This is a genomic window from Bdellovibrionales bacterium (assembly GCA_019750295.1).
GTDB lineage: Bacteria > Bdellovibrionota > Bdellovibrionia > Bdellovibrionales > JAGQZY01 > JAIEOS01.
This window is the reverse complement of sequence record JAIEOS010000048.1, coordinates 64565-81842: the sequence shown is the minus strand read 5'-3', so window position 1 is coordinate 81842 and position 17278 is coordinate 64565. Positions and strand designations below refer to the sequence as shown.

Here is a 17278-nt window from a genome sequence, read left to right as displayed (position 1 = left end):
CGAGTCTAGTGGTCTCGTTCGAGATTATAGATGAGCAGTTTTTCGAGATTTTGCCACTGATGGGTGAGATCTTTTAAAAGACGAACAGCATCTTTAGATAAAGAATGAAGCGCTTGAGATGTCTGCTCCACGCCCATCATTTGCGGATAATTTTTTTGAGGAGCGTCTTCATGCTGATCCAGCAGATCATCTTTAATCTGAAACAAAAGTCCCACCATTTGGCCAAATTGAGCGGCTTTCGCCTGTTGAGGTCCTGATAAGCGAGCGATGACACCCGCACCTTCGACGGCGGAGGCGATGAGAGCTCCCGTTTTTCCTTCGTGAACTTTCTTGAGCATATCCAAAGTGGAGATGGGTTCTCCAAATCCCATGTCGAGCGCTTGGCCCCCGGTCATTCCCCGCGCACCGGTCGCTCGAGCCAAAATCTGTACCAGCAACATCCCGGCGCTCTCGTTTTTATAATCTCGAGCAATTAAAGAAAATGCTTCGGCTAAAAGGGCATCCCCCGCAAGAAGAGCCAACGCCTCGCCAAACTTTTTATGGGTCGTTGGCTGACCTCGGCGCAGATCATCGTCATCCATACAAGGCAAGTCATCGTGAATGAGTGAAAAGGCGTGAATCATCTCGACGGCCGCTGCAAAAGACATCAACTGAGAGGTCGTGGCGCCAAAAGCTTCACCCGCCAAAAAGCACAGCATCGGGCGAAAGCGCTTCCCGCCATTAAGAACCCCATACTCCATCGCTTCTATCAATGGTGTCGAATACGCGCGCGAATCCTCGCGCAGATGAATAAAGTAATCCTTAAGAAAAGCATTGATGAGGTCCTGATGGGTGGTGGCGAAGTCTAAACTCATGGAGTTTTGAATTCTCCTACAACCGGTTTCCCCGAGTCGTCGACACCCAATAATGTTTGCACCTTAAGTTCTGCACTTTCGAGCTCCTTGTGACACTCTCGAGAAAGTGAAACACCTTCTTCAAAAAGCTTTAAGGAATCCTCGAGCGAAAGCTCGCCACTTTCCATCTTACTTACGATCTCTTCCATTCGACCGATACGTTTTTCAAAATTCATGGTTTACTCCCGTTTTGAACTTCGACATCTAAAACACCATCAGCCAATTGAACGCGCAAACGATCTTGAGGCTGAACTTCTTTAAAACTTCGAATCACTTTTTCATTTTTAAAAACAACCGAGTAGCCCCGCTGTAAGACTTTCAGCGGACTGAGTGAATCCAATAAAGTCATTTGCTGTTCGACGCTTTCGCGCGCTCGACTGAGCATGGCTTTTTGCTGGAGCACCAACTGATGTTGCAAGCGTTTAAGCACGTCTCTCGCCGCACTGACCATATCTTTAGGTGATGGCATGCGAGTCCGTAAAAGTTGCACTCGCATCTTGCGCTCTCGCAGTTTTTGTTGCATTGCTAAATTTAATCGATGGGAAAGTTCGTCACAACGCAGGCTTAAATCCTCGAGGCGGCGTTTCGGATCCACCAAGCGCGCTTGTATATTAATAAGGTACTTAGAAACCTCGCTGAGCTTTTGTCGCATCAGGTGAGATAACTGACGCTGTTGGCGACGGAGGCGCTCGGTGGTTTCCGTCACGCTCTGAGCGACAATCTCCGCGGCGGCGGAGGGCGTTGGGGCTCGGTGGTCGGCAACGAAGTCGGCGATTGTAAAATCGATTTCGTGCCCGACCGCAGAAATAATCGGAATCTTCGATGCGAAGATCGCTCGAGCCACGATCTCTTCATTAAACGGCCAGAGATCTTCGATAGATCCGCCGCCTCGACCCACAATCAATACATCAATGTCTTTCACTCGATTTGCTAACTGAATTCCCCGAGCAATTTCTGCAGCCGCTCCCTCGCCCTGAACACGCGCCGGAATCACGGTGATCTGAGCTGCGCGATAACGTCGGGTTAAAACATTGAGCATATCTTGAATGGCTGCACCCGTTGGCGATGTGACGATTCCGATATGCTGAGGAAACGCGGGCCACTTCTTTTTGAGTTCGGGATTAAATAAGCCCTCTTTTTGAAGTTGAGCTTTGAGCTGTTCATAGGCCTGCTGTAAGGCCCCAGCTCCTACAGGCTCCATGTTTTCGCAAAATATTTGATAGGTGCCACGCGGTTCGTACACCGTCACGCGACCCCGCACGATCACTTCCATCCCTGATTCGGGACGGAACTTAAGCTTGGAGTTAAAACCTTTAAACATCACCGCGCTGATTTGCGATTTATTATCTTTGAGAGAAAAATAATAGTGACCGGAAGTGTGCGGTTTAAAATTCGAAATTTCCCCCTGGAGCCAAATGGTTGGAAATTCGTTTTCGATATTCTTTTTGATCAGCGTGTTTAAGCCCGTCACGGTCAACACCGCGGGCTCTGCCGTTTCCTGGCCGATACGCTCCGCCACTGTTGATGGAGCCGTCACAACCTCAGCGGGCATCGCCGTCGGATTCCCCGAGGTCGACAGTGACGTTTTCACTGGAGCATTGTTTTCTAACAAAGACGCCCAGGCGCTATTGACTGTCGTTTTATTTTTTTGAGGATCGGAATTTTGCACGCCGAAAGAGTAATAAATGCAGGGAGCCACGTCAATGTGAGAGATCCTTCGCAATTGCTCAGGATGACAAAGAAAATAAAAAGAAATCTGTGGCGCTGAAGAAACAAGGAAATCCCAAGACTTAAAGTGGGTGACCATGATAACAACTTTAGGCTTCCCAGCTTAAACTGGGCCTGCACACCATTGTCAGGGACAGTCCCCTTACATTTGCTTGTAGGATTTCTGTATTCTTAGCATATGCCACAGAAATCTCACCTCTGATCATAGCAAAATTCCGGATCTCGGTCATAATTATTAGAGTTGTTATGCCTTAGGTCGCGACACAAAAAAAATGACTTTTGGCCTCAATTTATGGGTGTTTCAGTCCGATACGTTTTTATGACTATTGACTTTTTAGATCAACTGACGATGTGGCTCGCTTTTGTTTATGGGTTAACGATGTTCTTTGTTCTTGAAGTTCCTTGGCTCAAAGCGGTTGAGAAAACCCGCCCGGAGATGTTTCTCATTTTGAGACGCCATCAACCTATCGCCTTGTTTTGTTTATGGTTTGGCGCAGTCTGGATTCTTCAAGATCTTTACCTCGCAAGCTAAAGTCTAGGCCGTATTTTACCGATACATAAGAGTCATGGGGGACCTATGAACTTAAAAGCATTTCTTCCTATCATTTTGCTTTTCGGCAGCTCTTTTGCTTGGGCGAATTCTGAAACCAAAAGCCCAGAAGCCTGTGAAACCGCGCTGGGCGCGGCTGAAGAAAAACTCAAAGAAATCGTTCAGAGAGACCGGGGCACCACAAGAACTTCGAGTAATAATTCTACGGGGTCTGCGAGCTCAAACCCCATTGCCCAGCTCATGCAAAAGCAAGCGGAGACTGAGGGCAAACGGATGGACTTAGAGGTCAAACATCTCGAGGAAATGAATAAAATCAAAAATGAAGAGTTCAATCAAAGAATGCAGCTTCAAGATAAAATTCACGAGTATCGCCGAGGCGAATATAATCGTCGCCAGGAGATCGTAAAGGCAGAACAGGAGCGGCGCGCCGCCCATGCTGCCATTCGTGTCGAGTGCCGGCAGCAGTCGAGAAAACGTTATAACGACATGTTAGCTGTGAACCGCACTCGAGCTGGCGCCACTCGTTTCGAAACACAAAGCACTGGAGCCGCCCGCGGCACTCGCTTCCGCATGAAGCAGCAACGCAATGTTTTCTACAGCGAGTGTATGTCCGATCCCGAGACTCTCGAAAAACAAAAATTAGCTGACGATGCACTGACGACAAAAATGCAGTCTTACAAAGTAAAAGCCGAAGAGATTGCCGCCGATATTCAGTATACAGAAAATAAAATTCCACAGTTGGAAGCTCAAATGCAGAGTCAGCGCGATCACGTGAACAAAGTCACAGATATGAGACGCGAAGCTCTTGAACAGCAAGCGCAAACGCAAAGGATGGCAATGATGATGCAAGCTCTCACCATTGCGACCTCTCAGGGCCAACGAAACGAAAGCGCGGCGAACTTTAGCTCCGCTCAACAGGCTTTGGACAATATGGATCAAATTCGTAACCACTGTATGAACAGCAATTTACAGGCTCGTGGAATCGAAGTCCCACGAGACGTCATTCAACATTTTGAAAGAGCCAATCGGGTCTGCCCCGCCACTCGCTGTGCCTCCTCGAACGGAGCCGCCTCCGAGCCCACACGACTACCTACAAGTAGCCAAAGTATTCAATAGTACCAGTCGGTCGAATTCCAAAATGACCTTTCCATCTATACGGACCTACTGCTAGGTCCGTTAGCAGAATAAAACTCACTCTTGTCTCGACTCTCCCTAAGCCTTAAAATATAAGGAATACGACATCTTAGGGAAAGGACCCCCTTTTGCGTTTGCGCCGAATCATTAAAAATATTCTTCTGGTTAATTTCATCATCATTGTTCTTGCGGCGGTCTCTGCCGGTGGAATTTTATATTACCAATACAAGCAACTTCCGCCGCTTTTTAGTATTGCTGATTACAAACCCTTACTGGTCTCGGAAGTGTTTGATCGTAAAGGACAAAAGGTCAATGAGCTCTACAATCAGGTGCGCGTTCTAGTTCCTTATGACAAAATGCCTCCTCTTTTTGTGAAAGCCTTTCTTGCCGTCGAGGATGACGAATTTTTTACTCACGGCGGATTTAATTATATCGCCATTGCTCGAGCGATTTGGGTCAACACCATGGCAGGTTCCAAACGGCAGGGAGCATCGACCATCTCGCAACAAACCGCTCGCTCACTCTTTTTATCTCCCGAAAAGAACTACACACGTAAAATTAAGGAAGCTCTCCTTACCTACAAAATGGAGCAGCATCTTTCCAAAGAGGAAATTCTTTATCTTTACCTCAATCAGATTTATCTCGGTCAGGGAGCCTACGGCATTGTCGCGGCTGCAGAAACGTATTTCCGGAAACCGATAGATAAATTATCCCTCGCCGAGATGGCGATGATCGCGGGCCTTGCACCCATGCCCAGCCGAATGAATCCCGTTCTGACTCCTAAGCTCGCAAAAGATCGCCAGCGCCATGTCCTTCGGCGAATGGTCGAAGTTGGGAGTATCACTCAAGAAGAAGCCGATAAAGCGGTAGAGGAAGTGCTCAAAGTTCAGATTAAAAAATCTTATAAAGATGTGGGTCCGTACTACACCGAAATCGTGCGCCAACTTCTGGTGGAAACTTTAGGCGAGGACGTCGTTCTTAATCAAGGTTTAAAAATTTATATGGGAATGGATCTGAGCGCGCAAAAGAAAGCGCAAGAGGTTGTTCAGGAAGGTCTACGCCGCATTGACAAGCGTCGTGGATATCGGGGGCCTAAACGAAAAATTGATCTCGCCAATACCGAGGATGTTCAAAAATTTTTAACTTCCACCCGAGATTTTCTATTTAAAGATAAAAGAAAATATTTAGAGATCGCTGCCGACGGATCATTTCCTACGCTTAAAGAATTTAAGACGTTTCATCAACCGGTCGGCGACGGAATGGACAATATCCCTCCTTACATCTCCCTTGGGGAAATCGTCGAGGGCCTCGTCGTTAAAATTGATGATGTGGCCAATGTAGCTTACGTCAACTTTGCCGAGGGCGAAGGTGTAATTCCCCTCAAGGATATGGCGTGGGCGAGAAAATTTAATCCCGATCTTCATTACGGAGAACATCTCCACATCAAAAAAGTCTCTCAGGCGTTGCTTCCCGGCGACGTGATCGACGTTATGATTCTCAATAAATCCTACAGCGCCCCGGCCGTTGGCAAAAATGCTCCTAAAACAAATTATAAAAACTTTGCGCATCTCGCATTAGAGCAAGAGCCGGAGGTCGAAAGCGCTCTTCTGTCCTTTGATCTCGAAACTGGGGACATTATTGCGATGGTCGGTGGATACGACTTCTACAAAAAATCTAAATTCAATCGTGCGATTCAAGCCTTGCGCCAAACCGGCTCAGGATTTAAGCCGATCGTTTATGCGGCGGGGCTGGATGCAGGCCTCACTCCTGCGACTCCGATCATGGGAGCTCCCATTGTCTACGGGGGACAAAAATTACAAGGGGACGAGAATACACAAACCACAGCCGCTTCGAGCAAAGACAAAGAAGAGGAAGAGGCTTGGAAGCCTGAGAACTATGACGGGAAATTTACCGGAGACGTTCTTATGAGAACAGCACTCAAGCGCTCTTTAAATACGCCAACCATTCGAGTGTTGGAAAAAGCCACCGTGCCCTTTTCAGCGGAATTTGCTCGCCGCTTGGGAATTTTTAGTCCGCTCAACATGGACCTCTCTTTGGCTCTAGGTACGAGTGGTGTGACCGTCTACGAGATGAACAAAGCTTTTTCCGTCTTTGCAAACAAAGGAAAGCGTTTTACTCCTATTATCATTCGCGAGGTGAAGGACCACGCAGGAAACACTTTACTTAAAAATGTCTCCCTCGATGAGAGATTTAAAGAAAAAATTGCGGCGATCGAGCAAGAGTTCGCCACCAAACGAGAGGAATATCCTCGGCTGGTCCAAGCCCATCAGCAAAAGATGGAACAAGATCCCAAATTAAAACCGTTGGTGAATTCTTTTTATTTTCCAGATCACGATCAATTGATTTCGCCCCAAACGGCATACTTAATGGTGAGTATGCTCCAAGGAGTCACCATGGAGCCCGACGGCACCGGAGGACGCGCAGCCGCCCTCGGTCGCGCCTCTGGGGGTAAAACCGGAACCACGAATGGTTATTACGATGCTTGGTTTCTCGGTTTTACACCGCAAATCTCTACGAGTGTTTGGGTGGGATTAGATACCGAGAAAACATTAGGACGCGGCGAAACTGGCGGCGATTCCGCTCTCCCCATTTGGCTTCCCTACATGCAGCACGTGCATAAAGATTTACCGATTGCGACATTTGAACCCCCCGAAGGCATTACGTTTGCGACGGTAGATAAAGTGACGGGTAAAGTTTCAAATGGTGCCGACGCTCTTCGTGTCCCATTTCGCGCTGGAACCGAACCTGGAGCTAACCCACAGACCGATCAAGAAAAAGACGTCGAGGACAAAAGCTTCCTCCGCGAAGACTTCTAAAGGTTCCAGCTCCCTACGTGCACTTTTCCCCACGCCGGTGGGGAAAAGTGCACGTAGGGAGCTGGAACCTTACGCTTGTAAAATGGGGATCACTTCTGTATCTTCATCCGCTGTATGGAACACATCATACTTAAAAACGTAACGCAGAATAATCTCAAAGGAGTGGATGTCCAAATTCCTCTGGGATCTTTTACTGTGGTTTGCGGGCCCAGCGGCTCAGGAAAGAGCTCTCTGGCTTTCGAAACGCTCTACGCCGAAGGCCAACGGCGTTACATCGAAAGCCTCAACAGTTACGCCCGCCAGTTTTTAAACAAAGCCCCCAAACCTCTTGTGGAATACATCAATCACATTCCGCCGGCGATTGCCTTAGAACAGAAAAATTCTGTTCGCAACTCTCGCTCGTCCGTGGGAACTAGCTCCGACGTTCTCGATTATCTTCGACTCCTTTACGCCAAAGTCAGTACCGCCATGTGCCCTAACGGACACGGCCCTATTACAAAGTACGCCCCCGCATCGATTACAGACCTACTCATCAAGAATCATTCCGGCGAAAGAATGTACTTGCTCGCTCCCGTCTACAAAGAGTCGCAGGTGCTGGCCGATCCCAAATTCTTAAAACTACTTCTCGGCGAAGGTTACACACGTCTTTTTCAAATGAACGCGAAAAAGAAAAAAGTGACCTCTCTGGAAGATTTGGGAACTTTTACCGAACTCACCGCCAAAAGTAAAACCAGCGATCTTCCCAAAAAAGATTTCTACGTGGTCATTGATCGATTCGCCGTCAGTAAAGAAGATTCGGGTCGACTGGTGGATTCGATGTCTCAAGCCTACAAAGCCTCACTTCATCTCAACCGAAGTTTGGGCGGAGGTCGCCTGTTAGTAGTGTCCACAGATGGGAATACCTACCCGTTTAGTGAGACCTTATCGTGCAACACTTGCCACTACCAGTTTCCACAACTTTCTCCACAGCTCTTTAGTTTTAATTCGCCGATGGGAGCTTGCACGACTTGTAATGGCTTTGGTAACACTCTAACCATCGACGAAGAGAAAGTGGTGCCGAATCCCAATCTCTCCATCGAGCAGGGGGCTCTCCACCCATTTACAATGCCAAGCGCACGAGATGATAAGCGTGAACTCCTCAAGTTTTGTAAGGCGAAGAAAATCGACACTCGCCTCCCCTGGAAAGATCTTCCGCCAAAGCAAAAGGGACTTATCTGGAAGGGCGACGCGTCCTTCTACGGCGTGCTGGGGCTCTTTGATTATCTTGAAACTAAAAAATACAAGATGCATGTCCGCGTGTTTTTATCGCGATTTAAAAGCTCGTTCATGTGCCCCGATTGCAATGGAGGGCGCCTCAAAAACTTTACCCGTCATTTGACGATCTCAGACAAGTCGGTTCAGGATGTGAGTAAACTGACCTTGCTAGAGGCGCTGACATGGCTCAAAAATCTCCCCCTCACCGAAGCACAGATGCAGTCGGTGAAAGAGGTTTACACGCAGTTGGAATCTCGCTTGGAGTTTTTGGTCAATATCGGAGTTCAATATCTCACTTTAGACAGACCCACTCGAACCTTATCCGGTGGAGAGTACCAGCGTCTCATGCTCGCGAAGCAATTGGGCATGGGGCTTTCGGAAACACTGTATGTGCTCGACGAACCGACCATTGGACTTCACCCTCGCGACAACGATCGCTTGATTGATCAGTTGAAAAGACTCAATAGCTACGGGAATACTCTCGTCGTCGTTGAACATGATGAGAGCGTGATCCGAAGCAGTACGCACATTATCGAAATGGGCCCAGGTTCAGGCTCTCTCGGTGGAACTGTCATGTTCGAGGGCACCGTCAAAGACTTCCTCAAAGATCCCAATTCACTCACATCAAACTATCTCGCGCCGAAAACGGCACCGATCGTGCCCATCATTCCACGAACTGTGGATATGGATGTGTACAAATATCAGCTGCATCTCCAGGGCGCCTCCGGGCACAATTTAAAAAACGTGAATCTCCACATTCCTCTTAATCGTTTAGTAACGGTGACTGGCGTGAGTGGTTCGGGAAAATCCACATTGATCACGCAAACTCTATTCCCAGCCCTCACTCAGGTTTTAGAAACCGAAGAGTATGTAAAGGCCCAACCCTTTAAAAAAATTTCGGGCTATGAGCATTTAAAAAATGTTCTTTACATCGATCAACACTCTGTCGGACGTACCGAGCGAAGTAATCCAATGACTTATCTAAAAATTTACGATGCCATTCGAGAAATGATGTCGTCCACCATGCTGGCCAAGGAGCGGGGCTATACTCCAGGAACTTTCAGTTTAAACGTGGATGGAGGACGCTGTCCCGTTTGCCGCGGTCTAGGTTACGAAGACGTCGATATGGTTTTTATGGATAATGTGAAGATCACTTGCGAGGCTTGCAAAGGAAAAAAATTTCGCGAAGAAATTCTCGATGTTCGTTATAAGAATAAAAATATTTACGACATCATGCAAATGACGATTCTCGAAGCCATGGAATTCTTTATTGCCTATCCGCAAATTAGAAAAGCCCTATCGTTTTTAAAAGAAGTGGGTTTAGATTACCTGCAACTGGGACAAAATACCTCCACGTTTAGCGGAGGAGAAATTCAGCGAATTAAGATCGCCAGAGAGCTGAGCGAGTCCTCTCACCGAGAGACTTTGTATATCTTAGACGAACCCACCACGGGCTTACACTTTCGCGAAGTTCACTTGCTCATGACCGTTCTCAATAAAATTGTCGACATGGGCGGTAGTGTAATTTTGATTGAACACAACCAAGATGTCATCGCCCGTTCGGATTATATTATTGACATCGGTCCCGAGGCCGGAGAAGGCGGCGGTAAAATCGTCGCGCAAGGCTCCCCCTTCGAGATTATAAAGAAAAAAACACACACCGGCCTCTTCTTAAAAGAGTTCTTTGAGCGCGCTGGTCTCACTCGCAAAATGAGTGTCTCACCCTGAGACACTACTTAAGATTAGTCCATAATCACCGATAAGTGACCTGGTGGGGATGCGACTCCTTATCGTTCGACTGGAGGCTCGATGTTAAAATCTGTGTTCGGAATATTAATTATGGCTGTTAGTTTTTTCGCAGCGACATTTTCTCAGTCGACGGCTTTTGCTTATGGAGCGTGTTCTCCACAAAAGGGGTATGATAATCGCGGCTACGCGAATACAGCGGAGGGGCAAGTTCGCTGGATCGCTCCGGGACTCAATGGTTCCTTCGCTGAGCGCTGGCAATGCGAAGATCGCGCAGTAACTATTAAACCTGTTAATTTTGAAAGTTCTGAGGGCGACGAGCCGCAGACCCCGCCGAGCAGCGATGGTGCGGAGCCAGATTTCAGCCAAGACGGTTGGTCCGGCGACGCCTAGTCATATTTAATAGAGAATTCTTTGAGCGCGCCGGTTTGATGAGACCTGACATCGAATTAATCACTTAATCACAACTAATGATGTGCCAACGGCGGCCATTATCCGCCGGACCAAAATCATTATTAAGATGCTTCACATGAGCGTTAATAGAGGCCATGGGATGTCGATAAATTTTATCAGTCGGGCTTTGGAGGCACCCCACATCACTCGACACTTGTTGGAGTTGCGCCCCGTCATCACCATGGCTGACCGCTGGAGTCGCCTGAAATTCTGAATCGCTACTGTCGATAACACAATCCGAATAATCATCGCTACCGCTACATTGCGCGGACGCATGAACAGAGATGATGAATGATGTGGCAATGATAAAAATATATTTCATAGGTACCCCTCTACGAGACTTATCGGATAAAACGACCTCAACTTTAGTCGCATCTCAATATGATACGAGTTTCAAGATAGATAAGATTATCGCAGTTGCAGCTTGTGGAAGTACGAATAAAGACTTCCGTCTTTTCCGAGGAGCTCCTTGTGAGTTCCTTCCTCCATGATTTCACCCTTACTCATAACGACGATACGATCTGCACTAGCGATCGTTGAGAGCCTGTGGGCGATCACAAACGCGGTACGACCTTGCATGAGGGATTGGATCCCCTTTTGGACTTCCACCTCACTGGCGGAGTCGAGAGCGCTTGTGGCTTCGTCCAGGATAAGAATTGGTGCATCTTTAAAAATAGCGCGCGCAATACTAATTCGCTGCTTTTCTCCACCTGAAAAATTAGATCCACGCTCGCCGGCTAGGGATTTGATGTTTTGGGGCAGACGATCGATAAATTTTCGAGCGTTGGCTTTATCAATGGCTTCATGGACCTTTGAAACGTCTTTGACATGATTTCCGGCGCGAATATTTTCTTCGAGATCTTCGTTAAAGAGAAAAACATCTTGAGTCACTAACGCAATATTGGCGCGCAGATCCTTAAGAGAAAAGTCCTTCAACGGAATGTTATCGACATAGATACCGCCCTGATCCGGGTCGAAGAATCTCTCTAACAGATTCATCATCGTCGACTTTCCACTTCCGCTCTCTCCGACAAGAGCCACGATCTCGCCGCGATTAATTTTAAGATTTACATTTTTCAATGCAATTTCAGTTCCGTAACTAAAACTGACGTTTCTAAATTCGATGGTTTTCCAATCTTTAGGAAAGGGTCTCGGGTTTGAAATTTCGGAAACGAGCTGCTCGCTATCAATGATCTCGAAGATTCGATCTAGAGAAACAGATGTCGGGTGTAACATGACCATCGCCTGTTGAATGCGCTTAACCGGTTTATCAAGAAATCCCGCCGCTACGATGAAAGCTATGAATTCACCGACATCAGCTTGCCCTCCAAAAATCATATGGCCAATCCAAACGACAATTCCGGCAGTCAACAGAGACGCTAAAACCTCGTTCACCGGACTTGCAAGCTGCATACGCTTAATGACTTTCCGACGAATTCGGTTGTAATCATTAATTGAATTCCTAAATTTGGCACGCATGTGATCTTCGAGGTTAAATGACTGAATCACTCGCATTCCGTCGAGGCCCTCTTTTAAATTCTTAGTCACGAGCTCTAATGTTTCCTGGCTGTCGGTGCTGAGACGACGTAATGTTTTGGTCAATTTACGGATGAGATAAGAAAAAAACGGCAAAAATAAAACGCAAAACAAACTGATTTGCCAGTTGAGGACAAACATATAAATTGTAAGCACAATAGCAATGATCGGCTCGCGGAAGAGATCCGTATAATAACCCATCCCCCCCTGAATCATCATCGTATCATTGAGCGTGCGACTCAGTAGACCACCGGATCCGTGAGTATTGTGCATATAAAATTTAGAATTTAAAGTAAGGAACTTATCCATGAGACGAAAACGCATTTCGTTGGTGACCATCTCGGCAATGTATTGAAACTTATAGGTGTTGTAATAGCGAAAGAAACCGAAAATCAGATAATAAACCGGTAAACCTAGTGCGACCGTCTTAACCACGAGAAAATGATTTTCAAAAAAACTGCGAAGCGTCTCCTGCGAAAACACATGGAGCAGAATTTTTTCCAGCTCTGGATTAAGTCCTAAAATATCTTTCTTCTCTAAAGCTTGAATTAAAAGCTGGACCATGAAAGGCAAGATCGTTGAAAACACCGCGATCGCCAATCCCGCCAGAAAAGCCACAAGGAGCCCCATACGATAAGGATAGACCAGAGGCCATAGTTTTCGAGCTGATTTCCACATGCGGGCAACATATAAAATCCCCCATTAAATAGCAACAAATCGTTCCCACTAACCCCTGAATTTCACACCGGAATTCAAATTCCCCTAACCCCCAAAGATCACCCAGAAAATTCAAATCTCCCTAAAAGCACATGCGTTCTGAGCAAAGCAAAGACTCCCGAAAGATCCTTCGCTTCGCTCAGGATAACGTCCTCCCTGCACACCCCCACCGCACGGAGACCTTCGTACAGTTATCTCTCTCCGCGAAAGCCCTGAGAGAAACGGAAGAGTTCTCTACCAAAGTCCCAATCAAGTTGTTTAAAATTTTGACGATAAGCTGTTGAGTTATTTTACATAAAGGGGTCACGCAATGTTAATTAATTGGGACGAATTCGAACACATCCATGTCATCAAAAAACTAAAACAAATTTTAGCGACCTGGTGGAATATCGATGTGGTGTTCACAGACGAAGCCGGAACACTCCGTGGTTTTGGTAACGCTGAAGGTGATCAAGTCAATAAAGCTGTATTTCACTTCCTTAAAAGTGGAGATGCACGCGAGAGTCTTTCACAACTCGTCAACCAAAGTTTGGTGGATCTTCGTCAGTCTCAAAACAGATATGCTGTAAAGAAATGGGATGCCACAGGTTTTGATGTTGCCGTGTTCCCGATAGAAATTGAACGCGAATTTATGGGAACTGTCGTCGCCATGGGTTTTGTTAAAGACGCTAGCGAAACTCACCGTCGTAGTGAATTGGCTGAGCGCTTTGCCGCGGGTGGCATCAACCCCGAAGCCATTGCGGGAATCATCGAGAGTCTTCGCTTTTTAACTCCCAACGAAAAAAATCACTTTATGGACTTAGTGGAGCTGATCTCTCGCGAGATCATCACACTCCATGTCGAAATCACTAGCCGCGAAGAGCGGATCAAAGAATTGAATAAAGAATTAGGTAGCCGTTACAAGTACGATAAAATTATTGGAAAGTCTAAACCCATGCAAAGTCTTTACTCTTTGATGGACAAGATCAAGTCCACCGACAGTACCGTGCTGATTCAGGGGGAAAACGGAACAGGTAAAGATTTGATCGCGAACTCGATTCACTACAATTCTGTTCGTAAAGACCGACCCTTTGTGGTTTCTAACTGTTCCGCCTTTAACGATAATCTTTTAGAGTCTGAACTTTTCGGACACACGAAAGGATCCTTTACTGGAGCTCATAAGGACAAAAAAGGTCTATTTGAACTTGCCGACAAGGGAACTTTCTTCCTTGACGAGATCGGAGATACTTCTCCTCAGATGCAAGTTAAACTTCTTCGAGTACTCCAAGAAGGAACTTTTACGCCCGTCGGTGCGCTGGAGATGAAGCGCGTGGATGTTCGCATTATTGCGGCAACCAATCGCGATCTCCGCAAAATGGTCGAAGAAGGAACATTCCGAGAAGATCTTTACTATCGCCTCAACGTCATTAACATTCGCGTTCCGCCACTGCGTGAACGCAAGGAAGATATTCCTTTGCTCACAGAGGCTTTTATTGAATCCGCATGTAAAAAAGCAGGCCTCCCTAAACGGATCCTCACTAAACGGGCTCTCGAGAAACTCTATGACTATCCTTTCCCAGGAAACGTTCGTGAGTTACAAAACGAGATGGAAAGAGCTGTTGTATTATCGGGCACCGAAAGTAAAATTCTCGCTGATATGCTCTCTCCAAAGATTCTCGAGAGCAACGAAGCGACAAAAATTCAGGGAACTCGAGTTGCGGGTACTTTAAAAGACGCCATCGAAGATTTAGAAAAAGACCTCATCCGCGAAGGCCTACGCCGTACCGGCTGGAACAAGTCTAAATTAGCTAAGGAACTCGGCATCAGTCGAGCTGGGCTTATTATGAAGGTTGAAAAGTACGGACTGGATAAGCGACGTGTGTTGGGCGGTGTTAACCCCACGGGCGGCAGCAAAACTTCTTAAAATTTTTGGGAGCTCAAAGTTCTCGTATTTACAGACGCCTCTCTTTCGTATTACGCTCATCGCGTAGAAAGAGAGGTTCTTATGAATCTTCGAATTATTTTCTTTTTCCTTATTTCCATTATTTTAGCTTCATGTTCATCGAGAAAAGAAATGATCCCTTTTCCATCCGCAGGAATGCTCTGTGAGGAAACCGCAGGGTGTTCTCAACTTGCAACCGACCGATCTCGGAACCCCGCGGAGAGTGAGCACTCCAGCGAGATGACCACCATTACTTTCACCTGTCGCGATCCCAAATTACGACTCACTTGTGGCAGTCGATGGGTAAGTATTTCGGATCGAGAAGGTCGCATTCTCTGGAAACAGCGCGGTCCGACACTCCAAATTCCGATGAAAAAAAAGATGGATGTCCTTCTTCATTTGGCTAAAAATCAAAGACCGATCTTTGTTTCGAATCTTAAACCTGGAGAGATAAGGTCGGTCGAAATCAAATAGCTTGTTCGAACTATTTTTCCCAGCTTTTGCGAAGCTGAGCAATCTGACCACCGAAGAAGATCACTATCGCAATGATAATTCCAAATACAATAATGTAACGGATATAATCGCTGACCGACAAATCCAGACTCAAACTCGTCGACGCCGTATTTCGTCGAAGCGTTAGTTTTTTAGGATCAAAGGGCAAGCGTTTGTTAATAATAGTTTCACCTGTTTTGGCGGTGATTTTTTGCTTCGTAAAGAAGCCTCCCTTTTCCGAACGTTTTTCATCGAAAACACTAAATCGATTGCCTAATCGAGAGCGACCCTGGCGATACATTTGTTGCGCTCGATAACCTTTGCGATCTTCACTCTGGGCCAAATTCAAACTCTGTTTATTCTCGCTACTCCCAGTCGAGTCTGAGGGGGAGTATCGAGAACGACCTCCGCGGCGACGGAAATTTTCTCCGTTGCGAGTGGTATTTCCCGTGGATGTAAAGCCGGCGGATCCCGAACGGCGAGATCTCCCCCGGGCCGCACTCTCACCCGCCCTCCTCGCGGCGGCGGAACTACGATCCCCGCTCCCGTTACCCACGCCATTGCCACTCAACGGTCGGCCTGAGGCAATTGAAAATGGTTCGAACTCCGAATTACAGATGGAGGCCGTTGCACCGCTATCGCCACCGAGCGAAGGCATTTCTCCTGTTTCGAGAAGACAGGCGACATAATCCCCAAAATAGCTGGCGACATATTTTTTAAAGGCATCGCTAAACTGGTACATCACACCGAGAATAATAGCGACAGTGACGGCTAGTACTAAAATGTACTCGAGAACCGCTTGTCCGCGGTGATCTAAACGCCCCCAAAGGCCCTTACTCGTCTTAAGTCGAGCTCCCAAAAGTTTCTCCAGTGAAATGCCGATAATACAATCGTACATGTCTAATATCGGCATTTTTAAACTTATTCTGTACGTCTTTTTGGGGGTATTTTCCCTCTCAAAAGCCTATGCCCTCGACAGAGACTTAGCCTCTTCGGAAGTCGAACAATTGTATAAAAATCTCCAGGCTAACCCCGAAAACGTAACAAGTCGGAGATTTCTCTTCGAATTTTACATCAAAAAGAAACAGTGGAAATCTGCAGTGGACGTGATTCTGCCGGCTCAAGAAAAACTCACAGGCACCGAACTCATTCGCCTCGCCGAAGCACAACTCGAAATCGCCGATGCCAAAGGAGCCCTCAATATTCTCACCTTTTGGTCGAATAAAAATGCGCCGACGGCTCATTCTAAATTTATCGAAGGTAAATCCTACGCCCTTCTCGCCGGTAAGGAAGCCACAATGGAACAAAAGAAAGCCAAAGTGCTTCTTGCTGTCGAAGCTTTTAAAACTGCCATCAGCATAGATCCCAAAAAAGAAGATGCCTACCTTCAGTGGGCGGCAACGATTGAAAAGTATCTTTCGGTTTACGCCGAAGAGGCCACCTTAGTGTACAGAAAGCTCATCGAGAACAATGGGGAAAAAGAAGCCTATATGATTAACCGATGTCGATACGCTGTGGAGGCTCGGTACTGGGATGAAGCGATTAAAGTTTGCGAAACCGCACGATCTCAACTTCCGGAAAGTCCCGAGGGCGCCGTATTTTTGAGTCAGGCCTATATGGCCAATGATTCTAAAGAGCTCGCAAAAAAGACCTTAATCAGCGCGGTCACAGCGACACCAAAATCATTTTTGGCAAGAAAAGAGTTAGCCGATTTTTACATGAAAGAAGGTAATCCCGTCGCCGCCGTTGAACACTACACAGCCGCCGTCGGCATCGATAACACTTCCGCCCCCGCGTACTTAGGGCAAGCTCGCGCGCTCTACCAAACAAAACGTTATGATGATGCTCTTGTTGCCTATCAAAAGAACTGTAAATTGTCTCGGATGGTGGCGAGCGACTTCAAAACGTCCATGGGCCTTCTGCGCTCAAATCCTCGCCTCCATCAGAAATATAAAAGCACTATCGATGCTTGCCGAAAATAAACTTTGACGGCATTTCGTTTTTTTGGTCAAAGTTG

14 protein-coding genes and 1 other RNA gene are annotated in these 17278 nt (G+C 46.8%); 8 read left to right on the top strand and 7 right to left on the bottom strand.

Annotation, left to right across the window (positions count from 1 at the left end; all coding sequences use genetic code 11):
• Positions 1-5: 5 nt before the first annotated feature.
• The 4 genes from K2Q26_09535 to ssrS all read right to left on the bottom strand — a co-directional run bounded on the left by K2Q26_09535 (position 6) and on the right by ssrS (position 2814).
• Complete coding sequence (locus K2Q26_09535; GenBank protein MBY0315749.1) at positions 6-854, bottom strand: polyprenyl synthetase family protein; 849 nt, start codon at positions 852-854, stop codon at positions 6-8.
• Positions 851-1069, bottom strand: a complete 219-nt coding sequence (locus tag K2Q26_09530; protein MBY0315748.1) for an exodeoxyribonuclease VII small subunit — start codon at positions 1067-1069, stop codon at positions 851-853. The genes K2Q26_09535 and K2Q26_09530 overlap by 4 nt, the downstream gene beginning before the upstream one ends.
• Positions 1066-2592, bottom strand: a complete 1527-nt coding sequence (xseA, locus tag K2Q26_09525; GenBank protein MBY0315747.1) for an exodeoxyribonuclease VII large subunit — start codon at positions 2590-2592, stop codon at positions 1066-1068. The genes K2Q26_09530 and xseA overlap by 4 nt, the downstream gene beginning before the upstream one ends.
• A gap of 50 nt (positions 2593-2642) precedes the next feature.
• Positions 2643-2814: non-coding RNA, 6S RNA (ssrS, locus tag K2Q26_09520), on the bottom strand.
• Positions 2815-2940: 126 nt separating this feature from the next.
• Here ssrS and K2Q26_09515 point away from each other — a divergent pair.
• From K2Q26_09515 to K2Q26_09495, 5 genes are all read left to right on the top strand, one after another.
• Positions 2941-3153 carry a hypothetical protein gene (locus K2Q26_09515; GenBank protein MBY0315746.1) on the top strand — a complete coding sequence of 71 codons (213 nt, stop codon included), beginning with the start codon at positions 2941-2943 and terminating at the stop codon, positions 3151-3153.
• A gap of 45 nt (positions 3154-3198) precedes the next feature.
• The gene (locus K2Q26_09510; GenBank protein ID MBY0315745.1) at positions 3199-4287 is read left to right on the top strand and encodes a hypothetical protein; all 1089 of its coding nucleotides are present in this window, start codon (positions 3199-3201) and stop codon (positions 4285-4287) included.
• A gap of 146 nt (positions 4288-4433) precedes the next feature.
• Positions 4434-7142 carry a PBP1A family penicillin-binding protein gene (locus K2Q26_09505; GenBank protein MBY0315744.1) on the top strand — a complete coding sequence of 903 codons (2709 nt, stop codon included), beginning with the start codon at positions 4434-4436 and terminating at the stop codon, positions 7140-7142.
• A gap of 114 nt (positions 7143-7256) precedes the next feature.
• Entirely contained in the window at positions 7257-10124 is a 2868-nt protein-coding gene (uvrA, locus tag K2Q26_09500; protein ID MBY0315743.1) for an excinuclease ABC subunit UvrA, read from the top strand.
• Between the two features lie 81 nt (positions 10125-10205).
• Positions 10206-10535 carry a hypothetical protein gene (locus K2Q26_09495; protein ID MBY0315742.1) on the top strand — a complete coding sequence of 110 codons (330 nt, stop codon included), beginning with the start codon at positions 10206-10208 and terminating at the stop codon, positions 10533-10535.
• A 64-nt stretch (positions 10536-10599) separates the two neighbouring features.
• On the opposite strand, the gene K2Q26_09490 is transcribed toward K2Q26_09495, so the two are convergent.
• Positions 10600-10917, bottom strand: a complete 318-nt coding sequence (locus K2Q26_09490; GenBank protein MBY0315741.1) for a hypothetical protein — start codon at positions 10915-10917, stop codon at positions 10600-10602.
• Between the two features lie 86 nt (positions 10918-11003).
• On the bottom strand, positions 11004-12809 hold the full coding sequence (locus K2Q26_09485; protein ID MBY0315740.1) for an ATP-binding cassette domain-containing protein: 1806 nt from the start codon (positions 12807-12809) through the stop codon (positions 11004-11006).
• A gap of 349 nt (positions 12810-13158) precedes the next feature.
• Between K2Q26_09485 and K2Q26_09480 the strand changes: the two genes are divergently transcribed.
• Both K2Q26_09480 and K2Q26_09475 read left to right on the top strand, forming a co-directional pair.
• A complete protein-coding gene (locus K2Q26_09480; GenBank protein ID MBY0315739.1) occupies positions 13159-14751 on the top strand; it encodes a sigma 54-interacting transcriptional regulator in 1593 nt (530 codons plus the stop codon).
• A 150-nt stretch (positions 14752-14901) separates the two neighbouring features.
• On the top strand, positions 14902-15243 hold the full coding sequence (locus K2Q26_09475; GenBank protein MBY0315738.1) for a hypothetical protein: 342 nt from the start codon (positions 14902-14904) through the stop codon (positions 15241-15243).
• Between the two features lie 10 nt (positions 15244-15253).
• Here K2Q26_09475 and K2Q26_09470 read toward each other — a convergent pair whose 3' ends face one another.
• Complete coding sequence (locus tag K2Q26_09470; GenBank protein MBY0315737.1) at positions 15254-16174, bottom strand: hypothetical protein; 921 nt, start codon at positions 16172-16174, stop codon at positions 15254-15256.
• A gap of 94 nt (positions 16175-16268) precedes the next feature.
• On the opposite strand from K2Q26_09470, the gene K2Q26_09465 reads away from it, so the two are divergent.
• Entirely contained in the window at positions 16269-17243 is a 975-nt protein-coding gene (locus K2Q26_09465) for a tetratricopeptide repeat protein (GenBank protein MBY0315736.1), read from the top strand.
• Positions 17244-17278: the final 35 nt, after the last annotated feature.

What these genes read in the sequence shown, in the direction of transcription:
- K2Q26_09535 (MBY0315749.1), bottom strand. Translation starts at nt 854, where the DNA reads ATGAGTTTAGACTTCGCCACCACCCATCAGGACCTCATCAATGCTTTT.
- K2Q26_09530 (MBY0315748.1), bottom strand. Translation starts at nt 1,069, where the DNA reads ATGAATTTTGAAAAACGTATCGGTCGAATGGAAGAGATCGTAAGTAAG.
- K2Q26_09515 (MBY0315746.1), top strand. Translation starts at nt 2,941, where the DNA reads ATGACTATTGACTTTTTAGATCAACTGACGATGTGGCTCGCTTTTGTT.
- K2Q26_09510 (MBY0315745.1), top strand. Translation starts at nt 3,199, where the DNA reads ATGAACTTAAAAGCATTTCTTCCTATCATTTTGCTTTTCGGCAGCTCT.
- uvrA (MBY0315743.1), top strand. Translation starts at nt 7,257, where the DNA reads ATGGAACACATCATACTTAAAAACGTAACGCAGAATAATCTCAAAGGA.
- K2Q26_09495 (MBY0315742.1), top strand. Translation starts at nt 10,206, where the DNA reads ATGTTAAAATCTGTGTTCGGAATATTAATTATGGCTGTTAGTTTTTTC.
- K2Q26_09490 (MBY0315741.1), bottom strand. Translation starts at nt 10,917, where the DNA reads ATGAAATATATTTTTATCATTGCCACATCATTCATCATCTCTGTTCAT.
- K2Q26_09485 (MBY0315740.1), bottom strand. Translation starts at nt 12,809, where the DNA reads ATGTGGAAATCAGCTCGAAAACTATGGCCTCTGGTCTATCCTTATCGT.
- K2Q26_09480 (MBY0315739.1), top strand. Translation starts at nt 13,159, where the DNA reads ATGTTAATTAATTGGGACGAATTCGAACACATCCATGTCATCAAAAAA.
- K2Q26_09475 (MBY0315738.1), top strand. Translation starts at nt 14,902, where the DNA reads ATGATCCCTTTTCCATCCGCAGGAATGCTCTGTGAGGAAACCGCAGGG.
- K2Q26_09470 (MBY0315737.1), bottom strand. Translation starts at nt 16,174, where the DNA reads ATGCCGATATTAGACATGTACGATTGTATTATCGGCATTTCACTGGAG.